The sequence below is a fragment of the Butyricimonas synergistica DSM 23225 genome, from assembly GCF_000379665.1.
Taxonomy (GTDB): Bacteria; Bacteroidota; Bacteroidia; order Bacteroidales; family Marinifilaceae; genus Butyricimonas; species Butyricimonas synergistica.
Window position 1 is genome coordinate 828,584 of record NZ_KB903360.1, and the last position, 26,059, is coordinate 854,642.

The 26,059-nt window shown below is 43.9% G+C and carries 19 protein-coding genes; 15 read left to right on the plus strand and 4 right to left on the minus strand.

All coding sequences use genetic code 11. The features are described 5' to 3' along the window. The first annotated feature begins 7 nt into the window (after positions 1–7). From fbp to A3CY_RS0111885, 14 genes are all read left to right on the plus strand, one after another. A complete protein-coding gene (gene fbp, locus A3CY_RS0111820) occupies positions 8–1,027 on the plus strand; it encodes a class 1 fructose-bisphosphatase (RefSeq protein WP_018338134.1) in 1,020 nt (339 codons plus the stop codon). A 78-nt stretch (positions 1,028–1,105) separates the two neighbouring features. Next, entirely contained in the window at positions 1,106–3,163 is a 2,058-nt protein-coding gene (locus A3CY_RS0111825) for an acetate--CoA ligase family protein (protein ID WP_018338135.1), read from the plus strand. A gap of 103 nt (positions 3,164–3,266) precedes the next feature. Beyond that, positions 3,267–3,953: a hypothetical protein gene (locus tag A3CY_RS0111830; RefSeq protein ID WP_018338136.1), complete on the plus strand. Its 687-nt coding sequence runs from the start codon at positions 3,267–3,269 to the stop codon at positions 3,951–3,953. A gap of 78 nt (positions 3,954–4,031) precedes the next feature. Beyond that, on the plus strand, positions 4,032–4,667 hold the full coding sequence (locus A3CY_RS0111835; protein ID WP_018338137.1) for a flavodoxin: 636 nt from the start codon (positions 4,032–4,034) through the stop codon (positions 4,665–4,667). 128 nt (positions 4,668–4,795) lie between these two features. Next, positions 4,796–5,377, plus strand: a complete 582-nt coding sequence (locus A3CY_RS0111840) for a 30S ribosomal protein S16 (RefSeq protein ID WP_018338138.1) — start codon at positions 4,796–4,798, stop codon at positions 5,375–5,377. Positions 5,378–5,380: 3 nt separating this feature from the next. After that, positions 5,381–5,905: a ribosome maturation factor RimM gene (rimM, locus tag A3CY_RS0111845; protein ID WP_018338139.1), complete on the plus strand. Its 525-nt coding sequence runs from the start codon at positions 5,381–5,383 to the stop codon at positions 5,903–5,905. 334 nt (positions 5,906–6,239) lie between these two features. Continuing rightward, positions 6,240–8,801 (plus strand): adenosylcobalamin-dependent ribonucleoside-diphosphate reductase, encoded by a 2,562-nt coding sequence (locus A3CY_RS0111850; protein ID WP_018338140.1) that lies wholly within the window; start codon positions 6,240–6,242, stop codon positions 8,799–8,801. A gap of 157 nt (positions 8,802–8,958) precedes the next feature. Beyond that, positions 8,959–9,513 carry an RNA polymerase sigma factor gene (locus A3CY_RS0111855; protein WP_018338141.1) on the plus strand — a complete coding sequence of 185 codons (555 nt, stop codon included), beginning with the start codon at positions 8,959–8,961 and terminating at the stop codon, positions 9,511–9,513. Between the two features lie 92 nt (positions 9,514–9,605). After that, positions 9,606–10,787: a FecR domain-containing protein gene (locus A3CY_RS0111860; protein WP_018338142.1), complete on the plus strand. Its 1,182-nt coding sequence runs from the start codon at positions 9,606–9,608 to the stop codon at positions 10,785–10,787. A gap of 139 nt (positions 10,788–10,926) precedes the next feature. After that, positions 10,927–14,379, plus strand: coding sequence for a TonB-dependent receptor (locus A3CY_RS0111865; RefSeq protein WP_155828289.1), 3,453 nt, complete (start codon positions 10,927–10,929; stop codon positions 14,377–14,379). 4 nt (positions 14,380–14,383) lie between these two features. Beyond that, complete coding sequence (locus tag A3CY_RS0111870; RefSeq protein WP_018338144.1) at positions 14,384–15,937, plus strand: RagB/SusD family nutrient uptake outer membrane protein; 1,554 nt, start codon at positions 14,384–14,386, stop codon at positions 15,935–15,937. Positions 15,938–15,963: 26 nt separating this feature from the next. Beyond that, positions 15,964–16,587 carry a hypothetical protein gene (locus A3CY_RS0111875; protein WP_018338145.1) on the plus strand — a complete coding sequence of 208 codons (624 nt, stop codon included), beginning with the start codon at positions 15,964–15,966 and terminating at the stop codon, positions 16,585–16,587. 11 nt (positions 16,588–16,598) lie between these two features. Further along, positions 16,599–17,153: a hypothetical protein gene (locus A3CY_RS22105; protein WP_018338146.1), complete on the plus strand. Its 555-nt coding sequence runs from the start codon at positions 16,599–16,601 to the stop codon at positions 17,151–17,153. Positions 17,154–17,159: 6 nt separating this feature from the next. Next, positions 17,160–19,322, plus strand: a complete 2,163-nt coding sequence (locus A3CY_RS0111885; RefSeq protein WP_018338147.1) for a S46 family peptidase — start codon at positions 17,160–17,162, stop codon at positions 19,320–19,322. A gap of 61 nt (positions 19,323–19,383) precedes the next feature. Here the strand turns inward: A3CY_RS0111885 and rnr are convergent, their stop codons facing one another. From rnr to rnhA, 3 genes are all read right to left on the minus strand, one after another. Continuing rightward, a complete protein-coding gene (gene rnr, locus A3CY_RS0111890) occupies positions 19,384–21,666 on the minus strand; it encodes a ribonuclease R (protein ID WP_018338148.1) in 2,283 nt (760 codons plus the stop codon). Positions 21,667–21,794: 128 nt separating this feature from the next. Continuing rightward, complete coding sequence (locus A3CY_RS0111895) at positions 21,795–22,763, minus strand: NAD-dependent epimerase/dehydratase family protein (RefSeq protein WP_018338149.1); 969 nt, start codon at positions 22,761–22,763, stop codon at positions 21,795–21,797. A 109-nt stretch (positions 22,764–22,872) separates the two neighbouring features. Next, on the minus strand, positions 22,873–23,358 hold the full coding sequence (gene rnhA / locus A3CY_RS0111900) for a ribonuclease HI (RefSeq protein ID WP_018338150.1): 486 nt from the start codon (positions 23,356–23,358) through the stop codon (positions 22,873–22,875). Positions 23,359–23,544: 186 nt separating this feature from the next. On the opposite strand from rnhA, the gene A3CY_RS0111905 reads away from it, so the two are divergent. After that, complete coding sequence (locus tag A3CY_RS0111905; protein WP_169503634.1) at positions 23,545–25,443, plus strand: TlpA family protein disulfide reductase; 1,899 nt, start codon at positions 23,545–23,547, stop codon at positions 25,441–25,443. Here A3CY_RS0111905 and A3CY_RS0111910 read toward each other — a convergent pair. Continuing rightward, positions 25,435–25,878, minus strand: coding sequence for an N-acetyltransferase (locus A3CY_RS0111910; protein ID WP_018338152.1), 444 nt, complete (start codon positions 25,876–25,878; stop codon positions 25,435–25,437). The two genes, A3CY_RS0111905 and A3CY_RS0111910, sit on opposite strands and share 9 nt — an antisense overlap. Positions 25,879–26,059: the final 181 nt, after the last annotated feature.

A 26,059-nucleotide genomic window follows, 5' to 3' on the forward strand; every position in this document is an offset into this window, starting at 1 on the left:
CAGAATCATGACTACGCATAAAGTTACAACTCTAAATCAATTTATTATTGAACGGCAGGCCGAGATTCCCGGTGCCACGGGAGAGTTCTCGAGGCTTTTACATCATATAGGTATTGCTGCGAAGAAAGTTCATAGAGAGGTGAATAAAGCCGGTTTGGTAGATATTCTTGGAAAGGTGGGGACGATTAATGTGCAAGGGGAAGACCAGCAAAAATTGGATGTTTACGCGGATAATACATTCATGGATGAGTTGAGGGCGAGTGGAGAATGTTGCGGGGTGGCTACTGAGGAAAATCAAGATATTGTGGTTTTCGAGGAGGGGTTGTGCCGTGATGCCAAATATGTTATATGCATGGACCCGTTAGACGGTTCGTCGAATATCGACGTGAATGTGTCCGTGGGGACTATTTTCTCTATTTATAAACGAGTTTCACCGGTAGGGGAACCGTTGTCCATGGAGGATTTTTTCCAACCGGGGACACAACAAGTGGCTGCTGGATACGTGATTTACGGTTCGTCGACCATGTTGGTGTACACTTCCGGTAACGGGGTGAATGGTTTCACGTTGGACACGTCTATCGGTGAGTTCTGTTTGTCGCATCCGAATATGCAGACTCCGGAGTCAGGAAAGATATATTCAATCAACGAGGGAAACTACGTGAATTTCCCTGTTGGCGTGAAGAAATTTATTAAATATTGCCAGGAAAAGGATGAGGCAACCAAGCGTCCGTTTACTTCCCGTTATATCGGTTCGCTGGTAGCCGATTTCCACCGGAATATGTTGAAGGGCGGCGTGTTCTTGTACCCGCAGACCAGTTCGCACCCGACCGGGAAGTTGAGATTGTTGTACGAGTGTAACCCGATGGCGTTTATTGCCGAGCAGTCAGGAGGTTTGGCTACGGACGGGGAGAAACGAATCTTGGAGATTGTGCCGGAGGCGTTGCATCAGCGAGTGCCACTCTATACAGGCTCGAAGAAGATGGTGCAGAAGGTGCAAGAATTTCTGGCTTTCTTCAATAATATCTAAGAAATAGAAAATTCAAATGGATGATGGCAGCAGCGATCATCCATTTGAAATTAAAAGAGAAATAAAATTTATACTATAATGATAACGAAACAGTTAATTGAACCTAAAAGTATCGTGGTTGTAGGTGGCTCGGATGATATCCACAAGCCGGGCGGAACCGTGTTAAGAAATTTGCAAGATGGTAATTTCAAGGGAGAGCTTTACGTGGTGAACCCTAAGATGGATGTGGTGCAAGGTATCAAGTCTTATCGTGACGTGAAAGACCTTCCTGAAGTGGATTGCGCTATCTTGGCAATTGCCGCTAAATTTTGCCCTGCAGCCGTGGAGGTTCTTGCTAAACAAAAAAACACTAGAGCGTTTATTATTTTGTCTGCCGGTTTCCACGAGGAGAATGAAGAGGGAGCCAAGTTGGAACGCCAGATTGTAGATACGATTAATTCCGTGGGTGGCGCATTGATCGGACCGAACTGTATCGGGGTGTTGACAAACCATTATAGTGGGGTATTTACCAGTCCGATTCCGGAATTGAACCCTCAAGGGGTAGATTTGATTTCCGGTTCCGGGGCAACAGCCTTGTTTATCATGGACTCCGGAATGCAGAAAGGTATCAAGTTTAATAGTATGTATTCCGTAGGTAACTCAGCCCAGTTGGGTGTCGAGGAAGTGTTGGAATACATGGACGAATCGTTTGACCCGAAGACCAGTTCCCGCGTGAAATTGTTGTACGTGGAGAGCATCGATAAACCGGAGAAGTTGTTGAAGCATGCGTCGTCGTTGATTCGTAAAGGTTGCCGCATCGCGGCAGTTAAGTCGGGAGGTTCCGCTGCCGGAAGCCGTGCCGCTTCTTCGCACACGGGGGCTTTGGCTAGCTCGGATGTTGCCGTGGAGGCATTGTTCCGTAAAGCCGGAATCGTGCGTTGTAACGGACGCGACGAGTTGATGACGGTTGCCGGAATCTTTATGCATCCCGAGATGAAGGGCAAGAATATGGCAGTCGTGACTCATGCGGGCGGTCCTGCCGTGATGTTGACCGATGCGCTTTCTAATGGTGGGATGGATGTGCCGCATATCGAGGGAGAGAAGGCAAAAGAGTTGTTGTCTAAATTGTTCGGGGGATCGTCTGTCGGTAATCCGATTGATTTCCTTGCCACGGGTACCGCGGAACAATTAGGTTTAATCTTGGATGCTTGTGACCGTGATTTCGATAATATTGACGGGATGGCGGTAATCTTCGGGAGCCCGGGTTTGTTCCCTGTATTTGACGTGTACAACGTGCTTGACGAGAAGATGAAGACGAGCAAGAAACCGATATTCCCGATATTCCCTTCGTCCAAGATCGTGAAGGACGAGATTGCCGATTTCGTATCCAAGGGACGGGTTTATTTCCCGGATGAGGTGTTGTTCGGAAATGCCCTTTGCAAGATATATAAGACTCCCGCTCCTCAACCGGAACATTTCGATATGCCGGATATGGACGTGAAGAAGATCCGTGAGGTGGTGGATAACGCTCAAAACGGTTATTTGTCGCCGGAAGAGATTCATGCTTTGTTGGATGCGGCTGGAGTTGCCAGAGCGAAAGAAGGTGTTTCCGACAACGAGGAGGAAATCGTGAAGATGGCAAAAGAGATCGGGTTCCCGCTGGTAATGAAAGTGGTAGGGCCGATTCACAAGTCGGATGTCGGTGGTGTTGTGATGAACGTGAATGACGAGGAAACCGTGCGTCGCGAGTTTAAACGGATGATGCAGATCAAAGATACCTACGCTATCATGTTGGCTCAACAATTGAGTGGTACGCAAGTGTTTATCGGTGCGAAACGTGATGATAAGTTCGGGCATATGGTACTTTGCGGGCTTGGCGGTATCTTCATCGAGGTGTTGAAGGACGTGAAAGCCGGTTTAGCCCCGATGTCTAAGAACGAGGCTCATAGTTTGATCAAGGAATTGAAATCTTACAAGATTATTCAAGGTGTACGCGGACAGGAGCCCGTGAACGAGGATAAGTTCGCCGAGGCTGTGATGCGGATTTCTGCACTGGTGAAAGTAGCGCCGGAAATTTTCGAGATGGACTTGAACCCGCTGTTAGGTAATAAAGACAACGTGGTTGCCGTGGATGCACGTATCCGCATTGAAAAATAGAATTTTTTTTGAGGCTGTGTCGAAAACACAGCCTCAAAAAAATAATATGGATTGCTTCCCGGGAGAGAGCGTGTGCATCCGGTGGAGTGGAAAATAATGTATAATGAAAAAGAATGATTTTATTGTTCTGGGGTGTGTGATTTTGATTCTGCTCCCTTTTTTCGTGTCTGAAAGCGTTTATTCTTTTTACAAGACGTTTAATGCTGAGCATGGTATGATTATGAGTTTCCTGAAGTTCGGTATTTTATCGACTTTCGGGGAATGTATCGGGTTGCGGATTAGTGCAGGCGTGTATAACCGCAAGGGCTTCGGGATGATACCAAGGGCTATCGTGTGGGGAATCCTTGGTATGGGAATCAGCATGGCGATGACGATATTCGCTAACGGGGTTCCGGCTTTCCTGAAAACGATGGGAATGGAAAATGCGATGACCGTGATGGGAGAAGCATTATCCTGGCAAAAGGTTTTCGTGGCGTTCTGTATCTCGGTGGGTATGAATACAATTTTTGCTCCCGTGTTTATGACCTTACATAAGATCACGGATACCCATATATTGAGCCACGGGGGAACGTTAGCCGGTTTCTTCACGCCGATACAGATGGGCGAGATCATGGCAAACCTGAATTGGCGGGTGCAATGGAATTTCGTGTTCAAGAAGACGATACCTTTCTTCTGGTATCCGGCGCACACGATCACTTTCCTGTTACCGGGAGATATGCGCGTGTTGTTCGCTGCCTTACTGGGGGTTGCCCTAGGGATATTGTTGGCTATTGCCACGCATAAGAAATAGAGCAGGGTATAACTTTGTGAGTGTTTCCGTCGTATAGTTTATAGTTGATAAATGTATAATCACTATAAACTATATTTTATGGATAAAGTTACAGGAAAAGGCAAAAAGAACGTCAAGGAGCAAGAAGAACCGTTGCGTTTGACTGCTGACCTCGAAGGGAATTATCTTTTAGATGAACGAACGAGCGAGATGAAATGGTTGGGGATTTTTTATTCTCCGGCGGGAGGCAATGTCCATCGGGTGGCTAAGTTGTTGAAGAAAAAGCTTGGTGCCAATAAAGTCGATATGTTTTGCGTGAATGATGTTCCCGCGGGAAAATTGTTGGATTATAAGAATCTAATTCTAGTTTGTTCTTCTTTGGGACGAAGTACTTGGGAACGGGAACAGCGTGACAAATGGGCAAAGTTTTTCCCGCAAATGCGTAAAATTTCTTTGAAGGATCGCTTCGTGGCACTTGTCGGGCTGGGAGATCATATCACGTATCCCAAGAATTTCGTGGATGGCATGGGATACATGGCAGAACTCGTGAGTGGGCTTGGGGCGACTCTCGTGGGTAAAACTCCGACAGACGGCTACGAGTACGAGGATTCGACAGCCGTGGTGGATGATTTGTTTGTCGGTCTGCCTTTGGACGAGGATTTCGAGTCGGAAAAAACGGATGCCCGTATCGACAAATGGCTGGATATGGTGTTGCCGGAATTTGAAAAAGTGTAGGGAAAAGACATGGCTTTTAGCTTAAACGTGAAGAATTTTCAATTTTCAATTTTCAGTTTTCAATTAAATAACTATCTTTGCGACGCCTATCGAGAATAGGTAGTAATTAATAAGTTAAAAGTTAAAGAATGGCAACTAAAATTAGATTAGCAAGACACGGACGTAAAGGAAGTCCGTTCTACCATGTAGTGGTAGCAGATAGTAGAGCTCCGCGTGACGGAAAGTACATCGAGAGAATCGGTTCTTACAACCCGATGACTAACCCGGCTACAATTGATTTGAATTTCGAGAGAGCGTTGCATTGGTTAATGACGGGTGCACAACCTACCGATACCACGAAGAGAATTCTTTCTTACGAGGGTGTACTTTTGAAGAAGCACTTGTTGGAAGGAGTAAAGAAAGGCGCATTTGATATGGCTGCTGCCGATACGAAATTCGAGGCTTGGAAGAAAGAAAAGATCGCTAAGATTCAAGCTAAGATCGCTCGTTTGGCTAATGAGTCAGAAAGTGAGTATAAGGCACGTCTTGAGGCAGAAGCTAAAGTAAAAGAGGCTAAAGCTGAAGTTGTAGCCAAGAAGCAAGCTGAAATTGCAGCAGCAAAAGCTGAGGCAGAAGCAGCTGCAAGAGCAGAAGTAGAAGCTGCCGCTACGGAGGCAGTTGCAGCAGAAGAGGCTCCGGAAGCTCCGGCAGAAACTCTAGCAGCAGAATAATTTATGGTCAAGAGAGAAGATTGTATAAAGATCGGCGAGATCGGTAAGACTCATAATTTACAGGGTGCGTTAATCGTTTATACGGATAATGATCTTCTTGAACAATACATGGACGAACCGGTGTTCATTCTTTTGGAAGGAGCACCGGTTCCCTTTTATATCGCAGAGGATGGTGTAACGGATAGAAACCATTCTTCTTATATTGTCAAATTCGATTTTGTTGACACGAAAGAACAAGCGGATCGTCTGGTGGGATGCGATTTGTTGATGGATAAATATCTGCTTGAAGAGGACGAGATGCCTTTGGAACTCTCCGACTTGATCGGGTATTCTGTGATAGACGAACCGACAGGTGAACAAGGGGAGATCGTGCAGGTAAATAACTATTCAGGAAATGTTGTTCTTTCTATCCGTATCTTCTCGAAGGAAATTCTTCTTCCGGTATCCGATGAATACGTGATGGACATACTTCATGACGAGAAATTGATGCATGTAAATATTCCCGAAGAAATCAAGGAACTTTATTAAACTTTTTTAGGAATACAAGCGTAAAAATTGGTGATTTTTTTATCATCTTCGTGTATTCGTGCTACTTTCCAGATCGTTCGGATTGTACTAAAACTTCAATTTTTATTAAAGCAAAATTTTCATCGAAATTAATTTGTATTTTAGACTAATTTTATATTTGGGAAATTTTCTAAGAAAAATGAAATTGGTAATTGTATTGTAATCAGCATAATAACTGTTTGTTTTGGAAAACTATCATAGATTGTTAGTAAAAATATTTTTCTAAGAAGTTTTTTTTCCATAGTTTTGTTCTGTTGGAAAAGGGACTAAGGAATAAATTTATTATATACGCTAAATGGAACAAACTACAAAAAAAGTGGAAAAACAGAAACAAGCTGTGAACCAAAAGAAAGTGTACACGCAAGAAGAGGCTTATAGCAGTTCTCTTGATTATTTCAAGGGTGACGAACTGGCTGCACGTGTTTGGGTGAGCAAGTATGCTTTAAAAGACTCTTACGGGAATATTTTCGAGTTGAACCCGAATGATATGCACCGTCGTTTAGCTTCAGAGATTGCACGCATCGAGAAAACTTACACCAACCCGATGAGTGAGGAGGAAATCTTTGAAGTTCTACGTGACTTTAAATATATCGTGCCGCAGGGAGGTCCGATGACTGGAATCGGTAACGATTATCAAATTGCTTCGTTGTCCAACTGTTTCGTGATCGGTCATGACGGTCCTTCTGATTCTTACGGGGGAGTGATGAAGATTGATCAGGAGCAAGTGCAATTAATGAAGCGAAGAGGCGGGGTGGGACATGACCTGTCACACATTCGCCCGAAAGGATCGCCGGTAAAGAATTCCGCTTTGACGTCAACGGGTATCGTTCCTTTCATGGAGCGTTATTCCAATTCCACGCGGGAAGTAGCCCAGGATGGGCGTCGGGGAGCCTTGATGTTGAGCGTGTCTATCAATCATCCGGATTCCGAGAGCTTTATCGATGCCAAGATGACAGAAGGTAAAGTAACCGGGGCAAATATTTCGGTGAAGATTGATGACGAATTCATGAAAGCCGTTATCGATGAACGTGATTATATTCAGAAATACCCGGTTTATTCCGATGAGCCGAAGAACGTGAAACAGATCAGTGCCGTGAAGTTGTGGAACAAGATTGTGTATAACGCTTGGAAATCCGCTGAACCGGGAATCTTGTTCTGGGACACGATTATCCGGGAAAGTATTCCGGATTGTTATGCTGATTTGGGATACAGAACGGTGTCAACCAATCCTTGTGGAGAGATCCCCTTGTGTCCTTATGATTCTTGTCGTTTATTGGCTGTGAATTTGTATTCATACGTGGTGAATCCTTTCACGAAAGAGGCTTATTTTGATTACGATTTGTTCAAAAAGCACGTGGGTATCGCTCAACGGTTGATGGATGATATCATTGATCTGGAGCTTGAGAAGATTGACGCTATTTTGGAAAAAATTGGTTCGGACCCAGAGGACAACGAAGTGAAAGGTGTTGAAATTCGTTTGTGGGAGAAGATCAAGACAAAAGCAAGAGAAGGACGCCGTACTGGGGTTGGTATCACGGCAGAAGGTGATATGTTGGCAGCTTTGGGATTGCGTTACGGTAGTGACGAAGCGGTTGATTTCTCCGTGGATATTCACAAACAATTGGCTCTTGCCGCTTACGGTTCTTCTGTCAAGATGGCTAAGGAACGCGGGGCATTCAAGATTTTTGATGCCAAGAGAGAGGAAAACAATCCGTTTATCGCTCGTTTGAGAGAGGCTGATCCGGAAATGTATAAGGATATGGTAAAATACGGGCGCCGTAATATCGCTTGTCTGACGATAGCTCCCACGGGAACTACCAGTTTGATGACGCAGACAACTTCCGGTATCGAGCCTGTTTTCTTGCCGGTTTACAAGAGAAGAAGAAAGGTAAACCCGAATGATAAGAACGTGCATGTTGATTTTGTCGATGAAACGGGTGATGCTTACGAGGAATTTGTGGTGTTCCATCACAAGTTTGCTATTTGGATGGAGAAAAACGGTTATGCCGTACACGAGCGCTACACGAACGAGGAAATCGATGCGATGGTGGCTAAATCTCCTTACTACAAGGCTACGTCAAATGATATCGATTGGATTGCCAAAGTACGTATGCAGGGGCGTGTGCAGAAATGGGTAGACCATTCTATCAGTGTTACCGTGAATCTTCCGGCAGACGTGAGCGAGGAATTGGTCGGTCAGCTCTATATTGAGGCTTGGAAGAGCGGTTGTAAAGGGTGTACCGTTTATCGTGACGGGTCGCGTGCCGGAGTGCTCGTTTCCAATAAAGATAAAAAGAATGATGGGGCAATGCCGGCTAAACGTCCGAGAGAATTGGATGCCGAGATTGTACGCTTCCAGAATAACAAGGAGAAATGGATTGCTTTCATCGGTCTTTATGATGGCAGACCTTACGAGATCTTTACTGGTATTGCGGATGACGAGGAAGGTATCATGTTGCCGAAAGCCGTGACAGACGGTAAGATCGTGAAGAACATCGATGAGGAAGGTAATAGCCGTTATGACTTCCAGTTCTCCAACAAGAGAGGTTTCAAAACGACAGTGGAAGGTTTGTCTTACAAGTTCAACAAAGAGTATTGGAATTATGCTAAGTTGATTTCCGGTGTCTTGCGTTACGGAATGCCGATCAACCAGATCGTGGATTTAGTAGCAGCCATGGAATTTGACAACGAGAACATCAATACGTGGAAGAATGGTGTGGAGAGAGCTTTGAGAAAATTCATCCCCGATGGAACCGAGGCTACGGGTTCCGTGTGCGAGAATTGTGGCTCTAAATCTGTTATTTACCAAGAAGGTTGTTTGATCTGTAAAGTTTGCGGGTCATCCAAGTGCGGTTGATGCTAGCATTGCAGGAAATAAATGAAGAACATCCCAATACATAATGCCCTTGAAAGTCATAGCCGGATTTTCGAGGGTATTATGATTTTGATTTTGTGTAAATAGTAATTATTTTTGGAAATGAAATTTATAGTTTTTCTCTCATAATATGCCAGGCATGAGTGGATTGGACAGTACATTAATTGCTTTTATCCAAGGAGATGAACGTGCATTTCATCATTATTATGTCACATATTATGATGCTTTGTGCTTGTTTGCTACCCGTATCATCAAGGACGAGGAAATTTGTCGGGATATAGCGCAAAATGTATTTATCAATTTGTGGAAGGCCCGTGGTACGATTGAATCCGAGCTGCACTTAAAGATGTATCTTTATCAATCCATGCGTCATCGTTGTATGAACTACCTTAAATCTCTTCAATTAGAAGAAAAATATCGTTATGAGTATCGTTTGTTGGAATCCGAGGAAGATTACCGTAATATGGTTGTAGAGGAAGAGGTTCATCGTCTTGTTATGGAGGAAATTAATTTGTTGCCGGAAGAGCAGCGAAGAGTAATTCTTTTGCATCTAGAAGGTAAAAGTAATATAGAAATTGCCGAGGCGATGGAAATTTCCGTGAATACGGTTAAAACTCACAAAGCTCGGGCTCGACAGCAATTAAAAGTGAAGTTAAAAGATCTGTTTTTTGTGGCTTTAGCCATTGGGGTATAATTTTTTTTGAAAAAAATAGTATTTCTTGTCATCCTTCCTGGGAACTTCTTTGTATTTATAATAAACAACAGGAAAATTATTTGTTGCGTAATATGAAGGAAGGAACAATACACGAAAATATCGAAAAGCAAATCTTTCAGATAAAAGCTTATTTAGATGGGAAGTTAAGCCAGGAAGAGAAGGTGGAGTTTGAAAGGTGGATAGAGCGGGATCTAACCCATCAAAGATTGATGGAGAGAATCAAGAATGAACGGGTTTTGGCTGGGAAAATTCGTTTCTGCGAACGCAATAATCGAGAGGAGGGCTGGAAATACATACAGAAACGGATACATCATTCTTTTTTGTTTCGCAGGATTATTCGTTACGCGGCAGTTGCTGTTGTCTCGATATCAGTAGGCGCAGCAATTGTTTTTTGGAATAATACACGTCCTGACACGAAGCAGGAATCTTGCGTTGTGCAACAAGAATCGCCTTCTTTGCAAGGTGGGGCTAAGGTTTATCTGGAACTAGCTTCCGGTGAACACTTTGTGCTAGATAGTACAAAGTGTATTCAGACCCAGATAGACGGCGTCGTTATTAAAACAGATAAAGTCGGTTCTTTGGTCGTGGATGTACAAGAAAAGGGTAGTACGGGAAACGAGGTAGAATATAATCGTATTGTGGTGCCTAAAACCGGAGAATATCATTTAGTATTGGCTGACGGAAGTCAAGTATGGGTTAATTCACATTCTGTCATTGAGTTCCCTACTCGTTTCACGAACAAAGAACGTCGGGTGAAAATTCTTTCGGGAGAAGCCTATTTCGAAGTGGAAAAAGATCCGGGGCATCCTTTCATCGTCGAGGTTCAAAATAAAGAAGTACGGGTATTGGGAACAAGTTTCAATATAAATTGTTACGAGGAAAAATTTGCAACCACGTTAGTCACCGGAAAAGTAGAAGTTGCCTTGGAAAACAAGACCTATTTGCTGACCCCTTCTATGCAAATCAGTATAACAGATGATAGTGTTTCTTTAGCTAAAGTGAACGTGAGGGAATTTATAGCTTGGAAAGACGGCTGGTTCGTGTTCAAGAATCGACGTTTGGAAGAGGTGCTTATAATTCTTTCTCGCTGGTACAATATTGAAATATTTTATCAAAAAGAAGAATTGAAAAATTTGCATTTCACGGGAAGTATACAGCGTCATAGTGATGTTGAAGAACTTTTGCAATTTTTGCAGAAAACGGGGTCGGTACGTTTTTCTCTTGATGGACAAACTTTGATCGTATCGGAATAACAAATGCCGAGAATTTGCACTTCCCGGCATTAGCAATAATAAACCAGAGGTTTAACCATTTAATCAAAACAAATGTATGACAAAAAATCGACATTTACGATTTTTGAGGAATCGTATTTTACAAAAAGTAATTAACATTATGAAATTAACAACTTTATTGTTGCTTGTTAATTTTATGCAAGTAACTGCATCAGCCTATTCTCAGGAAACCCGAGTAACCTTCTCTGTGAAGGAGTGTAAATTAGAAAAAATTTTTGATTTGCTTGAACAGCAAACGGGCTACTCGTTTATTTACAATCATGAGCAACTACCATCAACTAAAAGTGTTACGGCTGAATTTAAAAACGAACCGGTTACGTCTATTTTGCAATACTGTTTGCAGGGAACCGGTTTGGATTATGAGTTCTTGAATCGTACGTTTATCATTAAAAAAAGAACTCCAGACGATGTTAAATCTTTGACCCTTAAAGGGTGGGTGTATGATAGTAAAAAGGCTCCGCTTCCTGGTGTTACGATTCAATTGGTCGGGACTTCTGTGGGAACAGCTACCGATGTTAACGGTTGGTTTTCCGTGAAGTTACCCTTGTTGAATGGGAAACTAGAATTTTCTTTCGTGGGTTATAAAAAACGAAGCGTGGAATTTTCCGAGAAGATGGCTAATGACACGTTGCGTATTGTACTGGAAGAGGAAGTGATGGCTTTGGATGAAACTGTTGTTGTTGCTTATGGTACGACCACGAAACGGGAAGCCACAGGTTCGATTTCTGTGGTGAAGGCTGAAGAGTTGCAAGGTATTCCTTCCCCAAGTATTGCGAATTTGTTGCAGGGGCGGGTTGCAGGGTTGGATATAACGAATATGTCTGGAGCTCCGGGTGCGGGAAATACTTCTGTCGTGATTCGGGGGTACAATTCGTTGGATCAGGATTTGTATCGTCGTTTTTCTAACCCGTTGTGGGTCGTTGATGGGGTACCGATGAATTCTTTTTCTTCTCCGGTGACAGGTACGAATATGTTGGCTGATTTAAATCCGGATATGATAGAGTCGGTTCAGGTGTTGAAAGATGCTTCTGCTGCTTCTATTTATGGTTCACGGGCAGCAAACGGCGTGATTATCGTGACAACTAAGAAGGGGAAAAAAGGGCAGGATGCGACGTTTTCTGTGAATTTTTCACAGTCTTGGTCAATACTTCCCGAATTACCTCCCGTGACGATCGGTAAAGGAGAACGGGATTTTCGTAGGTATGCTCAGAAATATCGTAATATGAGAGCTTATCGCGATGAGACCACGAAAATGTGGAAATACCCGACTTCACACAAAGAGGTTTGGGATCATCGGAATGATGGTGCTCGCTTGGATGCTTATTGGGTACCGAAACCGGATAACCGGATGGACGGGGGCGGTCCTTTGCAAGATAGTTTGAATTCTTTTTACAATAATTCCACGAATTTTTTTCCAATGTATTTTCACACGGGAAAGGTTACGAATGCTAATATCCAGACTTATGCTGGTTCCGAGCGCATGAATTATAGTATAGGTGCGGGATATTATGATGAAACCGGTATTTTGCGGGGCACGGGGTATAATCGTATTGATTTGCAATCTCAAATGACGGTTCGTCCCGTAGAGAAGTTATCTGTCGATATGCAGTTTAGCGCATCTTTGGCAAACCGGAAGAGAAGCGGTTCTATGGCTAATTCCATAGAGGTAGTTCCTGGAGATCCTTATGAATTGAGTTCGTTATATCCGGGTGAGGGGACTGCAGTATGGGAGAATGTGTTGGATAAATTGCAAGGTACGGTGGATAAAAATCGGAACATTCGTTTACGGGCTAATTTCCGGTTGACCTATAATATTTTGAAGGGGTTAGATTTCTCTACTTCCGGGGCGGCAGATTATGCTATTAGCCGGAGAAATTTGTTTGAACCCTCCTCGTTGAGTTACAGTGGTTATTCGAAGAGTACTGGTGATCAGGGTACCAATTTAATGGTGTTGAACGAAAACTTACTTACGTATAAGTGTAGTTTCAATGAGGAACAACATAGTATGTCATTATTGGCGGGATTATCCTATCAATACGACCAATTGGAAAATAACACGGGATACGCTCAGAAATCCCCGAGTGACAAGATCTACTATGCTCCCTCTACGCTTCCTTCTTTAACGGTAGAGGGATACGGTAGTTATGCTAAAACAATCGCCCTAAAAAATTATTATTCCGATATGCAGGAGAAGGTTTTGCTTTCTTATTTCTTTCGCGGGGAATATAATTATTTGCGGAAGTATTTATTATCCGTGAGTTTTCGGACGGATGGAAGTTCCACTTTTGGAAAAAACAACAAGTGGGGATTCTTTCCTTCCGTGGCGGGTGCTTGGACATTTTCAGAGGAACCTTTCTTGACTTCTTTGTCAAATTGGTTGTCGTTCGGTAAATTCCGAGCTAGCTGGGGGCGTTCGGGAATGGATTTCGATTATTGTTACTTAGCACAAGGAATCATGGAAGTAGGGGCACCTTCCATGGGAAATTCGACTTTGAATCCGGAGTGGAAGGAGGGATTGTATAATGATAATTTGTCGTGGGAGCAAACGGATCAATATGATTTCGGGTTGGATCTAGATTTTTTCAATTATCGTTTAGGCGTTGTGGTAGATTATTATTATCGCTACACGAATAAAATGTTGTCCAAGTATAATCTTCCTGGTCTTGGACACATTTCAGGGTTTGCGTCGCAGTGGAGAAATGCGGCATCGTTATCTAACGAGGGGTTGGAACTTTTGGTGAAATACGAGATATTCCGCCGTTCTGATTTGTATTGGAAGGTGACGGTCAATGGGGCTCGTAATTGGAACCGTCTTCGTTCCACGACATCCGGTCAGGACTTGGGAACGAAAGTGATTGGACGGAGTATTAATGAGGTTAAAGTGTTGAAAACGGATGGCTTTGTGGATTATCAGGATGATATTCCTGCTTACTGGCGGGCTGATGGTTACAAGGCTTATATCAGCGATAGCGGGTATGCTTCGATTTATTATAAACCGGGAGATTACAAATTCGTGGATATAAATGGTGATGGGCAAATTAGTAGTGATGATGTAGTGTGCGTTGGGAGTGCTCTTCCTGAATTTTATGGAGGATTGGTCAGTGAGTTCAAGTGGAAGAATTTTGATTTGAATCTTTCTATGGCTTATCAATTGGGACGTTGTATAATTAATTTGATGCCGATCAATGCGTTGACGAAAAATCAAGGTCCTCTGTTATATGATGCAAGGAAAGTTACATTCTGGTCGAAACCGGGCGATCGAGCCGATTACCCGTATGGAGGAAATGGTGTGACGGATGTGGCTAAAGACGTGGAAAAGGTGAATTGGTTGAAGTTGAAAACAGTGACGGTTGGCTACAACCTACCGCAGGTATGGATGAAGAAGATCGGATTGAAACAGGTTCGTTTCTTTGCTAGTGGGGAGAATTTGTTGACGTTCACGAATTATTCGGGAATGGATCCAGAAACGGTAGATATTCGTACTGGAAATGATGGAGGAAGAAACTACCCGTTAGCTCGTAAGTTTACATTAGGTTTAACAGTAAAATTCTAATAAAATGATACAAAGAATTGCTATTATCTTGTGGTGTTCCCTTGTTTCTTTTGCTTGTAGCGATTTGTTGGACATGGTGCCGGAAAATTCTGTGACTTTTGAAAATGGTTTGGAAACGGAATTGGATATAGAAAGTTCGTTAAATGGGGTGCAGAGTGTTATAAGAAAAGAGTTTTATGACAATAGTGCATGGGGAATGATCGTGCGAGGAATGGTGTGTGATACAACCGATGTCGCTAATGCCGCTCGTAATTTTGAATATAGTGATGTAGTCAGAAATCCTTGGGGCGATCGTTATGAAGTAATTGCCGGGGCGAATGTGGTGCTCTATTTTTTAGATGGCATTGAAATGAAACAAGAACGCAAGGATTATTACCGAGGGTCGGCTCTTTTCTATAAAGCGGTGGCTTATTTGGATTTGATTTATTTCTGGGGAGATTGTGTGTTGGTGGAAGAGGAGATTCCTTTGGAATCGAGAGAGAAATCTTACTGGACGACAGTGGCGGATCACGCTATTGAATTGGCAGAGGAGGCTGTTCGTTTGTTACCGGATTTTGACAAGGTGACGGATTCGCAAGGAAATGCGACCACATATAAATCGGTTCCTTGTAAAGGAGCGGCTAATGCAGTTTTAGCTTATCTTGCTGCATGGAAAGCCGGATGTAAATGGATGGCACAACCTTCCGAGCGGAATTATGATGAGGCTAAATTGTGGGAAAAGGCGGAACAGGCTTGCACGGATATCATTGGCTCCGAGCAAGGAGAAGCAACGGGCTGCTATCGTTTGGCGGCAAATCCGGAAAAGGTGTGTACGCAAGTGTTGGTGGGTGGAAGTGCTGAAAGTATATATGAAAGTGTGTATGTTGGTTTCTGGGATGATTTTGGGCCATCTTGGAAAAATTTGGTGGACCAAGCTCCTCTTTTCCAGACGTGGCCTATGTTGAATTATGGAAAACGAGAAGTAAAAGAGGCGGTAATTCGCGTGAAGACGGAGACTGTTCGAAAAATGTATGAAGAGGGTGATTTGCGACGGGATGCTTATTTTTATGCTTTTGAAGAGATGGCTTCTCCCGATTCCGTGGAAATCACGGGTGGATTTGCTTACCCATACAAGTGGAGAGAGGTTGCGGTGGAAACAAGTGGACCGAAAATCGGGGAATATCTTCATATTAATCAAAATTATATTTGGTGGCGATTGGCTGATATTTATTTATTGCGTGCGGAGTGTCGAGCTCGTTTGAACAAGAAAGAGTTAGCGATTGCCGATATTAATGTGGTTCGGGATCGAGCCCAGGCGAAACGTTATAATGCTTCAGAGTATGCGGGAAATTTGCAAATGGCTGTTTTCAAAGAGCGAGAGAAAGAGCTGATTTTCGAAGGGTATCGTTATTTGGATATCGTGCGTAATAATTACGTGCGGAGTATGTTAGGGAGTGGGTATCGCACTCTTTCTGAACAAGATTATATTGATGGGGCTTTATTTTGGGCGTTAGGAACATTTGCATTTTATAATAATCCCAAAATGCGTCAGAATACCTATTGGAAGAGATTCGAATAAAACGGTTGAATTTAAAACGAAAGATCATGAAAAAAATATTATTGGGATGCATGGTATTGTTGATATTTGTGGCGTGCACGAAACAGACGGTGTATGATACTGGAATAAGTAGCCCTTATTACGAAGGGTCGATTATGGACTATTTAAGAAGCAATGATTACGAGTGGGGATATACTGTACAATTGATAGAACAAGCAGGTTTAAGTGATTTGTTCGAGGGGCGAGTGGACTCCTTGCCTGAAATCACGTTTTTGGGTATACCAAGCATGACCGTGGAACGGTATATGTATGAAAAAAGGTATGATAGTATTCAACAAATCGATCCTGATATTGCTAAATTTATGGTGCTTCAACACGTGACCAAAGGAAAAATACTGAAAAAAGATGTTGCTTACCGCAATCGGGAATATAAAGCAAATGACCCTTTGCAGGATGGTTGCACGGATATTACCATGTTGCAGGGGAATAAGGTGCGTTTTTGGCGGGATAAATCAGATTATGCCGGAGTGCCAGATGCCGGAGCCGAGACGATGAGTTTATGGTCATTGCAAACCAATTTGCAAATTCCGATGTCCTCTCCGGACATTCAACCCGAGAATGGAGTGGTACATGCTTTAAACTATAACTATGTATTGAGTTTTATACTTTAAAATGGGGAATAATGAGAAATTTATTATACAGTTTGATTATGGTATGCGTGACCTTATCGTGTCACGATATTGCGGAAGGGTATTTGTTCGTGAATGATGCCGGATATGATCCTGATTCTTTGTTGGTGAGAACGGATTTGGATTCGGGCATGGTGAAAGGACCGAACCCGAGTTGGGAATATTTTGTATCGGAATTTTATGATTGGGGACATAAATCGATGACATGGGAGCAGTGGGTGGAAATGTTACATGAAATGGGCGAGTACGAGGAGATAGATGTGCCCGGTAAAGATTACGATCGTGCGCATTTCGATATACCGTGGGTAAGTACGGCTATTCAGGGCGTGCAAGGGACGAATCCGATTTATGTCTCTATTGCGAAAGTGACGACCGATAAGGGTGACGTGGACAAATTCATGGAATACGTGACGGTTCGGGGGGATGGGACTTTTACCGTACCCTTTAAGCATGAGATTCCTTCTGGACGTTACAAGGTGTCTTTGCATTTCGAGGGACCAGGACACTCGGCAGATTTTGAGAATATTTTTACGATTATCATACAATAGTTGCAGATGAAGAAAGGTTTTATTATTTTATTTGCGTTATTTATTGCAACAGTAGCTCGTGCAGATGGAGGCATGTGGCTGCTGACTCAGTTGAATCAGAAAATAGTAACCATGCAAGAGATGGGGTGCAAGTTGTCGGCTGAGAAAATTTTTTCCATGAATCACTCTAGCCTGAAAGATGCAATCGTGGGATTGGGTACCGTGGAGCAACCTTTCATGGGATTTTGCACGGGGGAAATTGTTTCCGGCGAGGGGTTGATGGTTACGAATCATCATTGTGGTTTACCCTATATTCAACAGCATTCCACCGTGGAGCATGATTACTTGGGAGATGGTTTTTGGGCTTATGACCGTAGTCAAGAGTTGTCTAACCCGGGGTTGACGGCTTCTATTTTGGAGGGGATCGAGGATGTGACCGAAGTTGTAAACCGTTATTTGAAAGATGAGATGAGAGAGAATGAACGGGATAAAGTTTTCGAGTCGCTGCAACAACAGATCGTGGAACAGGTGACTCGGGGAACGACTCTTTCAGCCCAGGTGGTGAGTATGTTCAACGGGAACCAATATTTTTTGTTTGTTTATAAAGTTTACCGGGATGTGCGTCTAGTAGGTGCTCCTCCCCGGAATATCGGAAATTTTGGGGGAGATACCGATAACTGGGTGTGGCCTCGTCACACGGGGGATTTTTCTTTGTTTCGTATTTACACGGATGCCAATGGAGAACCGGCAGATTATTCTCCGAACAATATTCCGTTGAAGCCGAAGCACGTATTGCCAATCTCCCTGAAAGGCGTGGAGGAAAATGATTTCACGATGGTTATGGGCTTCCCGGGGATGACAAATCGTTACCTCTCGGCGGCTGGTTTACAGTCTGTGGTAGCGACGAATGATGTGCTTTATAAGGTGAATGGCGAAAAGTTGCGAGTGATGCGGGAGGGAATGGAGAAAGACCCGAAGACGAAGATTCAATATGCTGTGAAGTATGCCCAATGCGCTAATACTTGGAAATATGCTTGTGCGCAGAATGCGGCGGTGAGGAAGTTAAATTTGATGGGTGGTAAGGAACGCTTGGAGCAAGATTTCACGGCGTGGGTAAATAACGATCCGGCTCGTCAGGCTCGTTACGGGAAGGTATTACCCTCTATGCGAAAAGGGTTTGAGGGCACGAAAGAGTTTTCTCTCGTGCAAGATTACGTGATCAATGCCCTTTATCAAGGAGGAGAGGCATATGCTTTTGCTTTTCAAACGAGTGATTTATTAGATTCGTTATGCAACCGGACGATGAGTCGGGAGAGTCGGGGGCTGATTGTGACAACATTGAAGAGAGTGGCGAGTGATTTTTTCAAGGATTTCAATGGAGAAATAGATGCCCGGGTGACAGGAGCAATGCTTCAGTTGTACGCGGAGGAAATGCCTGTGGAGGTTTATCCGGATATTATCAAGTGGATTAAACAGAGGTATAAAGGAAATTTTGATCGGTTTGCCCGGGATATGAACCACACGTCGATCTTTATGGATGAAAAGCGCTTTAATGCTTTCGTGGAACATCCTGATAGAATGAAGTTGGAAAACGATCTTTGTTTTCGGACGGGATTGTCAATAGGGATGCTGTTTGAACAGATGCAGCGTGCAGTTCCTCAGGTTCTTTATGATGACATAGCATGCGGAAGTCGTCTTTTCGTGAGAGGGTTATTGGAGAGGGAACCGGATAGGGTTTGGGCTCCTGATGCTAATTTCACGATTCGCATGACTTATGGCAAGGTGTGTAGTTACACGCCCCGGGATGGTGTACGTTACAATTACCAAACCGAAATGGCTGGTATTTTTGAAAAAGAAAGTACGAGATCGGGAGAGTATGAAGTGTCGGAGAAACTGGCAGAGCTATATAGAGCAAAAGATTTTGCGCCTTATGGTGAGGATTGGCTTCCGGTTTGTTTTATCACGAATAACGATATCACGGGCGGAAACTCCGGTTCTCCTGTTATCAACGCAAACGGCGAGCTTGTGGGGATAGCCTTTGACGGGAACGCTGAGGCTATGTCCGGAGATTTGAATTTCGAAAGAAATTTGCAACGTTGTATTTGTCTGGATGTACGCTACTTGTTATTTATCGTGGACAAATACGCGGGGGCTCATAATCTGATTCGAGAGATGAATATTGTAAGATAGAGTGAGTTACAAAGTAATCGTAGTGACAAAATGGGATGCCTCTTTGGAAGCATCCCATTCTTTATTTCTTTTTGCGGTTGTTTTTTCTTTCTTTCCTGTTGGAAGCGGCATTACCCCGGCGACCCCGGCGGAGTTTTCGTTCTGGTTTCTCTCGGCGGCTGGCAGATGCTTTGGGAGCAGCTGCGGGTGCCGTGTTATTGCTTTCACTTCCCACGAGTGAAAAGTCCAGTTGCCGGGCGACAAGATTTGCCTTGGCTACTTTCACGAGGACTTGATCGCCGAGTTGGTATATCTTCCGGTGATGGCGTCCCACGATGCAGTAGTTTTCCTCGTCAAATTCGTAATAATCTCCTTCCAGTTCGGTGATGGAAACAAGTCCCTCGCACTTGGTGTCGTTCAGTTCCACATAGAAACCCCATTGCGTGACACCGGAAATAGTTCCCATGAAATTCTGACCCAATTTATCGCTCATGAACTCTACCTGTTTGTATTTGATAGAGGCTCTTTCCGCATTGGATGCCACTTGTTCCATGTCAGAACAATGTTTACACATTTCCTCGTATTTTTCTGCATTGGCAGAGCGCCCCCCGTCGAGATAACGTTGTAACAATCGGTGGGTCATCACATCCGGGTATCGCCGGATGGGAGAGGTGAAGTGGGAATAATAGTCGAAAGCCAAACCGTAGTGTCCCACGTTTACTGTCGAGTAGACGGCTTTTGCCATGGTACGGATGGCTAATGTTTCAATCATATTCTGTTCCGGACGGTCTTGCACGTCTTCCATCAATTTGTTCATGGAAGAGGACAATTGCCGGGGAGAAGTTGTCCGAATCCGGTATCCGAATTTCGCTATAAAACGGCTGAAGTCCTCTAGTTTCTCGCTATTGGGTTGATCGTGGATACGGTACACGAAAGTTTTTGCTTTCTGTCCTTCTTTGATCTTGCCGATTCTCTCGGCGACTTTTTTGTTAGCAAGTAACATGAACTCCTCGATAAGCTTGTTGGCTTCTTTCGAGCGTTTGAAATATACTCCGGTGGTTTTTCCCTTCTCGTCGATGTCGAAACGTACTTCTATACGGTCGAATGCGATAGCGCCGTTTTGGAAACGGGCATCACGTAATTTCTGTGCCAGATTGTTCAGTACCAGTATTTCGGATTTGAAATCACCGTCTTCGCCCTCTATCATTGCTTGAGCCTCCTCGTAGGTGAAACGTCTGTCCGATTTGATAATCGTTCGCCCGAACCATTGTTTCATGACTTCGGCGTTTTCGTTCAACTCGAAGACTGCCGAGAAACAGAGTTTCTCTTCGTTCGGGCGCAGGGAACATAACCCGTTTGACAGGTGTTCCGGCAACATGGGGATCGTGCGATCCACGAGGTAAACCGAGGTTGCCCGACTGTATGCCTCTTTATCCAGTGTCGAATCGGGAGTCACGTAAAAGCTGACATCCGCAATATGCACGCCGACCTCGTAATTTCCGTTTTTCAGTTTTTGGATGGAAAGGGCATCATCGAAGTCCTTGGCATCCTTCGGGTCAATCGTGAAGGTCGTGATGTCCCGGAAATCCCTTCTGTTTTTGATTTCTTCGGCAGGGATGGTGTCTTTTATCTTTTGTGCGGCTTTCTCCACGCTGGCGGGGAATTGCACCGGAAGTTCAAATTCTGCCATGATGGCGTTCATCTCGGTATCGTTATCTCCTGGAGTACCCAGTACTTCCAGTACTTTTCCTACCGGGTTCTTTTGATTTTCAGGCCATTCGGTAATCTTGACAATGGCTTTTTCACCATCTTTTGCGCCGTTCAACTCGTTCAGCGGGATAAAAATATCATAGGGTAGTTGTTTGCCTGTCGGAACGAGAAAGGCGTACTGTTTAGAGCATTGGATAATCCCCACGAACGTTTCTTTTTTGCGTTCCAGTATCTCGACAACTTCTCCTTCCGGTCGGCGTTTGGAACTGCGGGCATATAACAGCACTTTTACTTTATCCCCGTTTAAAGCGTGTTTCAACCCGACCTGCGGGATAAACACGTCTTCCTTGCATTCGTCAGAAACCAAGTAAGCCGTACCTTTGGCCGTGAGGTCGATGATGCCTGTGACGTAAATGGTGCTTATTTTCAGCTTGAATTGTCCGGTCGACTCTTCCGTGAGCATATTATCGTTTTTCATCTCGTGGAGAACGGTCATGATCAGCTGTTTGGCATTCATGTTCTTAATTCTCAGTTGTTGAGCCAATTGCTTGTAATTAAAGCATTGGGTTGGGTTCATGGAGAATATATCGTATAGCAATCGGTGTAATTCTTTTTTACCGATATCTCGTGTTGTTTTCTTTTCCTTCTTTGACATAGTCTATTCGTAATTAAGCTACTAATGTAGTATATAATTTTTGTTTTTCGTAAAGATGGCTTTAAAAACTAAAAATAAAAGCTGCCCGCGAGTGACGGGCAGCTTCAAAATATTATAGAAGAACTTGATTATTTTACCAAGCCTTTGTCGAATTTCTCTTTCACTTTTACCAACATATCATTGGTCATGCTGGTAAGGTCGTATTTCGGAGCCCAGCCCCATTCCTCGCGTGCGCAAGTGTCGTCCATGCTGTTAGGCCAGCTGTTGGCGATAGCTTGTTTTACCGGGTCGATTTGGTAATCCATTTTGAAGTCCGGGATATGCTTGCGGATTTCTGCGGCAATTTGTTCTGGCTCGAAACTCATGGACGCAATGTTAAAGCTGTTCCGGTGTTTCAGTTTGCTCGGGTCAGCTTCCATCAATTGAACCACAGCGTGCAGGGCATCCGGAATGTACATCATATCCATGTAGGTACCTGCTTCCACGTTACAAGTGAATGAACCTTTGCGGATAGCATCGTAGTAGATTTCTACGGCGTAATCCGTGGTACCTCCTCCGGGGAGAGTCACGTATGAGATCAATCCAGGGAAACGTACACTCCGCGTGTCTACCCCGAAGCGGTGGAAATAATAATCACTCAAAAGTTCTCCGGTCACCTTGCAAACACCATAGATTGTGGTATTTGAACGTTGCAGCGTGTCTTGCGGGGTTTTGTCTTTCGGGGTATCGTTACCGAAGGCTCCGATAGAACTCGGCGTGAACACGGCGCAATTGTTATCTTTAGCGATGTACAGCGAATTGGTTAATGCCCCGATGTTGATGTCCCATGCCAATTTCGGGTTCTTTTCTCCCGTGGCGGACAATAAGGCAACCAAGTTGAAGATGGTGTCGATATTGTATTTTTTCACGATGGCGCTGAAACCCTCTCCGTCAAGGGCGTTCAACTCCTCGAAAGGACCTGCTTCTGCCAATGCTTTACATTTTTCAGCACTGATATCGGCTGCCACTACATTGTTATCTCCATAGATAGATCTCAAATAGGGAACCAGTTCGGAACCGATTTGTCCCCCTGCACCAACGATTAATATTTTCTTCATCTCGATAGTTTTTTATGACGAACGATGTTACTTTTCTATATTAGATTGTAGCGCGAAAATAGTTATTTTAAAACGTTAGCGACTAACAAAAGAGAATTTTTTTTGCCTTTTAACTGAAAATTTGTTCGTCGGAACGACCTTCTGCTTCATAATATTCATCTATCTGTAAGTTAGAAGCTTTGTAGGCGGCTACGGCGAGTTGATCGCAACGCTCGTTCTCGGGTATGCTGGCGTGTCCTTTTATCCAGACGAACTTCACGTTATGCTTGCGGTAAACGACTAGAAATTTTTGCCACAAGTCAGGATTCTTTTTGTTTTTGAACCTTGTTTTTTCCCAACCGAATACCCATCCTTTCTCGACGGCATCGACCACGTATTTCGAGTCGGAGTAGACCGTGACGTTGCTTCCTGGGAAACGCAGGGCGTTCAGCCCGATGATAACGGCAAGCAATTCCATACGGTTGTTGGTCGTGAGCCGGAATCCTTCCGACAATTCTTTCCGGTGTGGTCCCGCCATGAGCACGACCCCGTATCCCCCGGGTCCTGGATTCCCGCTAGCTGCACCGTCCGTGTATATTGTAATTTCTTGTGGCATATAAAATATTTGAGGGTGTAAAAATAAATATTTACTTTGATATTTTTCCTCTATTGTTGTGTAAGATCATTTATTTCGGCAGATAGCAAATATTTCTTGTGATTTGTTAATAATATAATTATATTTATCACGATAAAAAGGACGGCTTTTGTGTTTGAGTGGGATTCATGTTTTAAATCAATGAATATGATAAAAAGATTTCTTGTATTGATTGTTTGCGTGTTTGTCGGTTTGTTCATGGCTTGCCGGACGGGCGTGCATGTGATAGATTACCCGGCGTTTCAGGTAAAGAATACTTCCAGCCTGGAGATCACCAGGTTGGAGAGGAACGATACCGTGACCGTCGTGTATGCCGAGGTTTATCAGGAACCCGGAAGTTGGATTCGGGTAGCTTCAAGTATGTATATTCAGGCAGAAGGACAGAAATACCTGATTCGAGGGGCGGATGGGTTGAAATTGGATGAAGTTTTTTGGATGCCCGATTCCGGGAAGTATGCTTTTAAATTGTTTTTTCCCCCGCTATCAAGAAGGGTGAGCATGGTAGATATTATTGAGGACCGGATGAACGTGAGGGGATGGCATATTTGGGGACTTAGCCTGAATCCCGGGATAGAGATCGCCCCGTCGGCAATTCGGTGCGAGATGGCTGCACGGGACTGGCAAAAAGCGAATGTTTTGCCCCCGGCAGAATTGAAAATGGGGAAAACGAAGGTGAAAGTGATCTTGTGTGGTTACCATGAATTGATGGACGGGCGAGAGGTTAGCCTTAGCGTTAGCGACCTATTCGGCGGGAGGGGTGAGTTTTCCAAAAGCATAGATGGCAACCATAGTTGTACTTTTGAATTTGATCAGTATGCCACGGGTGGGGTGTACGTGGATAATGCCCTTTTTCATTTGATGTTTTTTTCCGCTCCCGGTGATGACGTGGAGGTGTACGTGGATTTGCAAGAAGCAACCCGGCGGGCATCCCGTTACCAGAAAGATCGGATGAAAGCCTATCCTTTGGCTTATATCGTCGGGAATAGTGAATATACCTCGTTGAATAATGATTTGCAAGGGCAGAATACGACTATCGAGTTTTTTCCGGAATCTTTTTACTCGGAAATTCTGGGGATGAATGCTGACGAGTACACGAATCACGTGATGAAATATTATCGGGCAGCTTTGGATAGTCTGGTAAATGATGCGACTTTACCGGAGGGGGTGAAGCAATACATGAAAGTCAATTTGAGAAGTCGGGCGGCAATCCTGATTTGTAGTGGAGAAGGTTATTTAGAGCAGGCGCATCGTCGTGCGAACCATATTGATTGGAACCAACGGGTAATAGATTTTAAGGCTCCGGCATTCACGGATAAACACTTTGCGATATTGGAAGAGTTGGAGTTGAATCATTCGGATATGCTGTATTCCGAGAATTTCCCCTATTGCTTCAAGTGCGTTGCTTACCGTGTGACTTCGCTCGAGCGGTTGGAACAGTTGTTGGGAGTTGATAAAGGTTTTTTGATAGATTACTTTAAATTGCGAGGGATATATGACCAGCTGGAAAACCTGAATTCCTTGACGGCAGAACAGCAGGAAAATCTGGCTTCCGTTGATCCTTATTATGCCCAGGCTTTCGAGCAAATGAGAAAAAAGATCGAAGCTGACGTGATCGAAAGCATGGTCAAAGTGGGTGACCGAATCCGGGAAACTCCTCGGGTAGCGGACGAGAAGTTGATTGACGCTATCGCTGCCCGTTACAAGGGGAAAGTCGTGCTTATCGATTTTTGGGCCACGTGGTGCGCACCTTGTCGGGAGTCCATTGCCCGGTTCGAGCCAAGGAAGAAACAATTCGAAAATGACCGGGTGGTTTTCGTTTACATTACCGGGGAGCATGCCCCGAAAACGAAATGGTTGGAGATGATCGGGGATATACAAGGCGAACACTATCGATTGGACGGGAAACAATGGAATTATGTTTGTCGACAATTCAAGATTGACGGCATCCCTTCTTACATGGTCGTGGACAAGAAGGGAAAAGTTCAATTGAGAAATGATTTCCGGGATATAGGAATCGAAACGGGATTGCGTCAAGTGCTAGACTGAAAGAGCCTCTTGATATACCATGACGTATTCTTTGTGTCCGGTGTCTTCGTCTGTTTGTTCTCGGGAGATTTTGAAACCTTGACGTAGATAGAACGAGAAGGCTTGCGTGTTCTCTAGATAGACTTTCAATTCCAATTTTGTTCTTAGCTTTTTAGCGTGTGCCATCAGGGCTTGACCTATGCCTTGTCCATGGTAATCCGGGGCTACAAATATACCGGCGATGTAATCTTCCGAGAGGGTGAGGAATCCTGCGATATTTCCGGTTGTGTCATCCGTGTAGACGTATGTTTCATTTTGAGGTAGGTATATATCACGTACGTCTTTAACGAGGTTTTCCCAGTAAGCAAGTGGGATAAAGTGATGACCGACGCTCGATGCTTCCAGCCATACTCGGATGATGGCGTCTTCATCTTCTTGACGAAATTTTCTAATCATGTTTCAATTTATTTATACAGGGTAAATGTAGTAAAAATAATATGAATACATTTTCTTGTGTTTTTATAGCGATAAGAATATATTTTCAAAAAAAAGTTCTTTCTTTGTATAGTCATTATTCGAGAGGGGGAAGATTACATGTGGATTTTTTTTACGATGGGGACTTTACTCCCCGGGAATG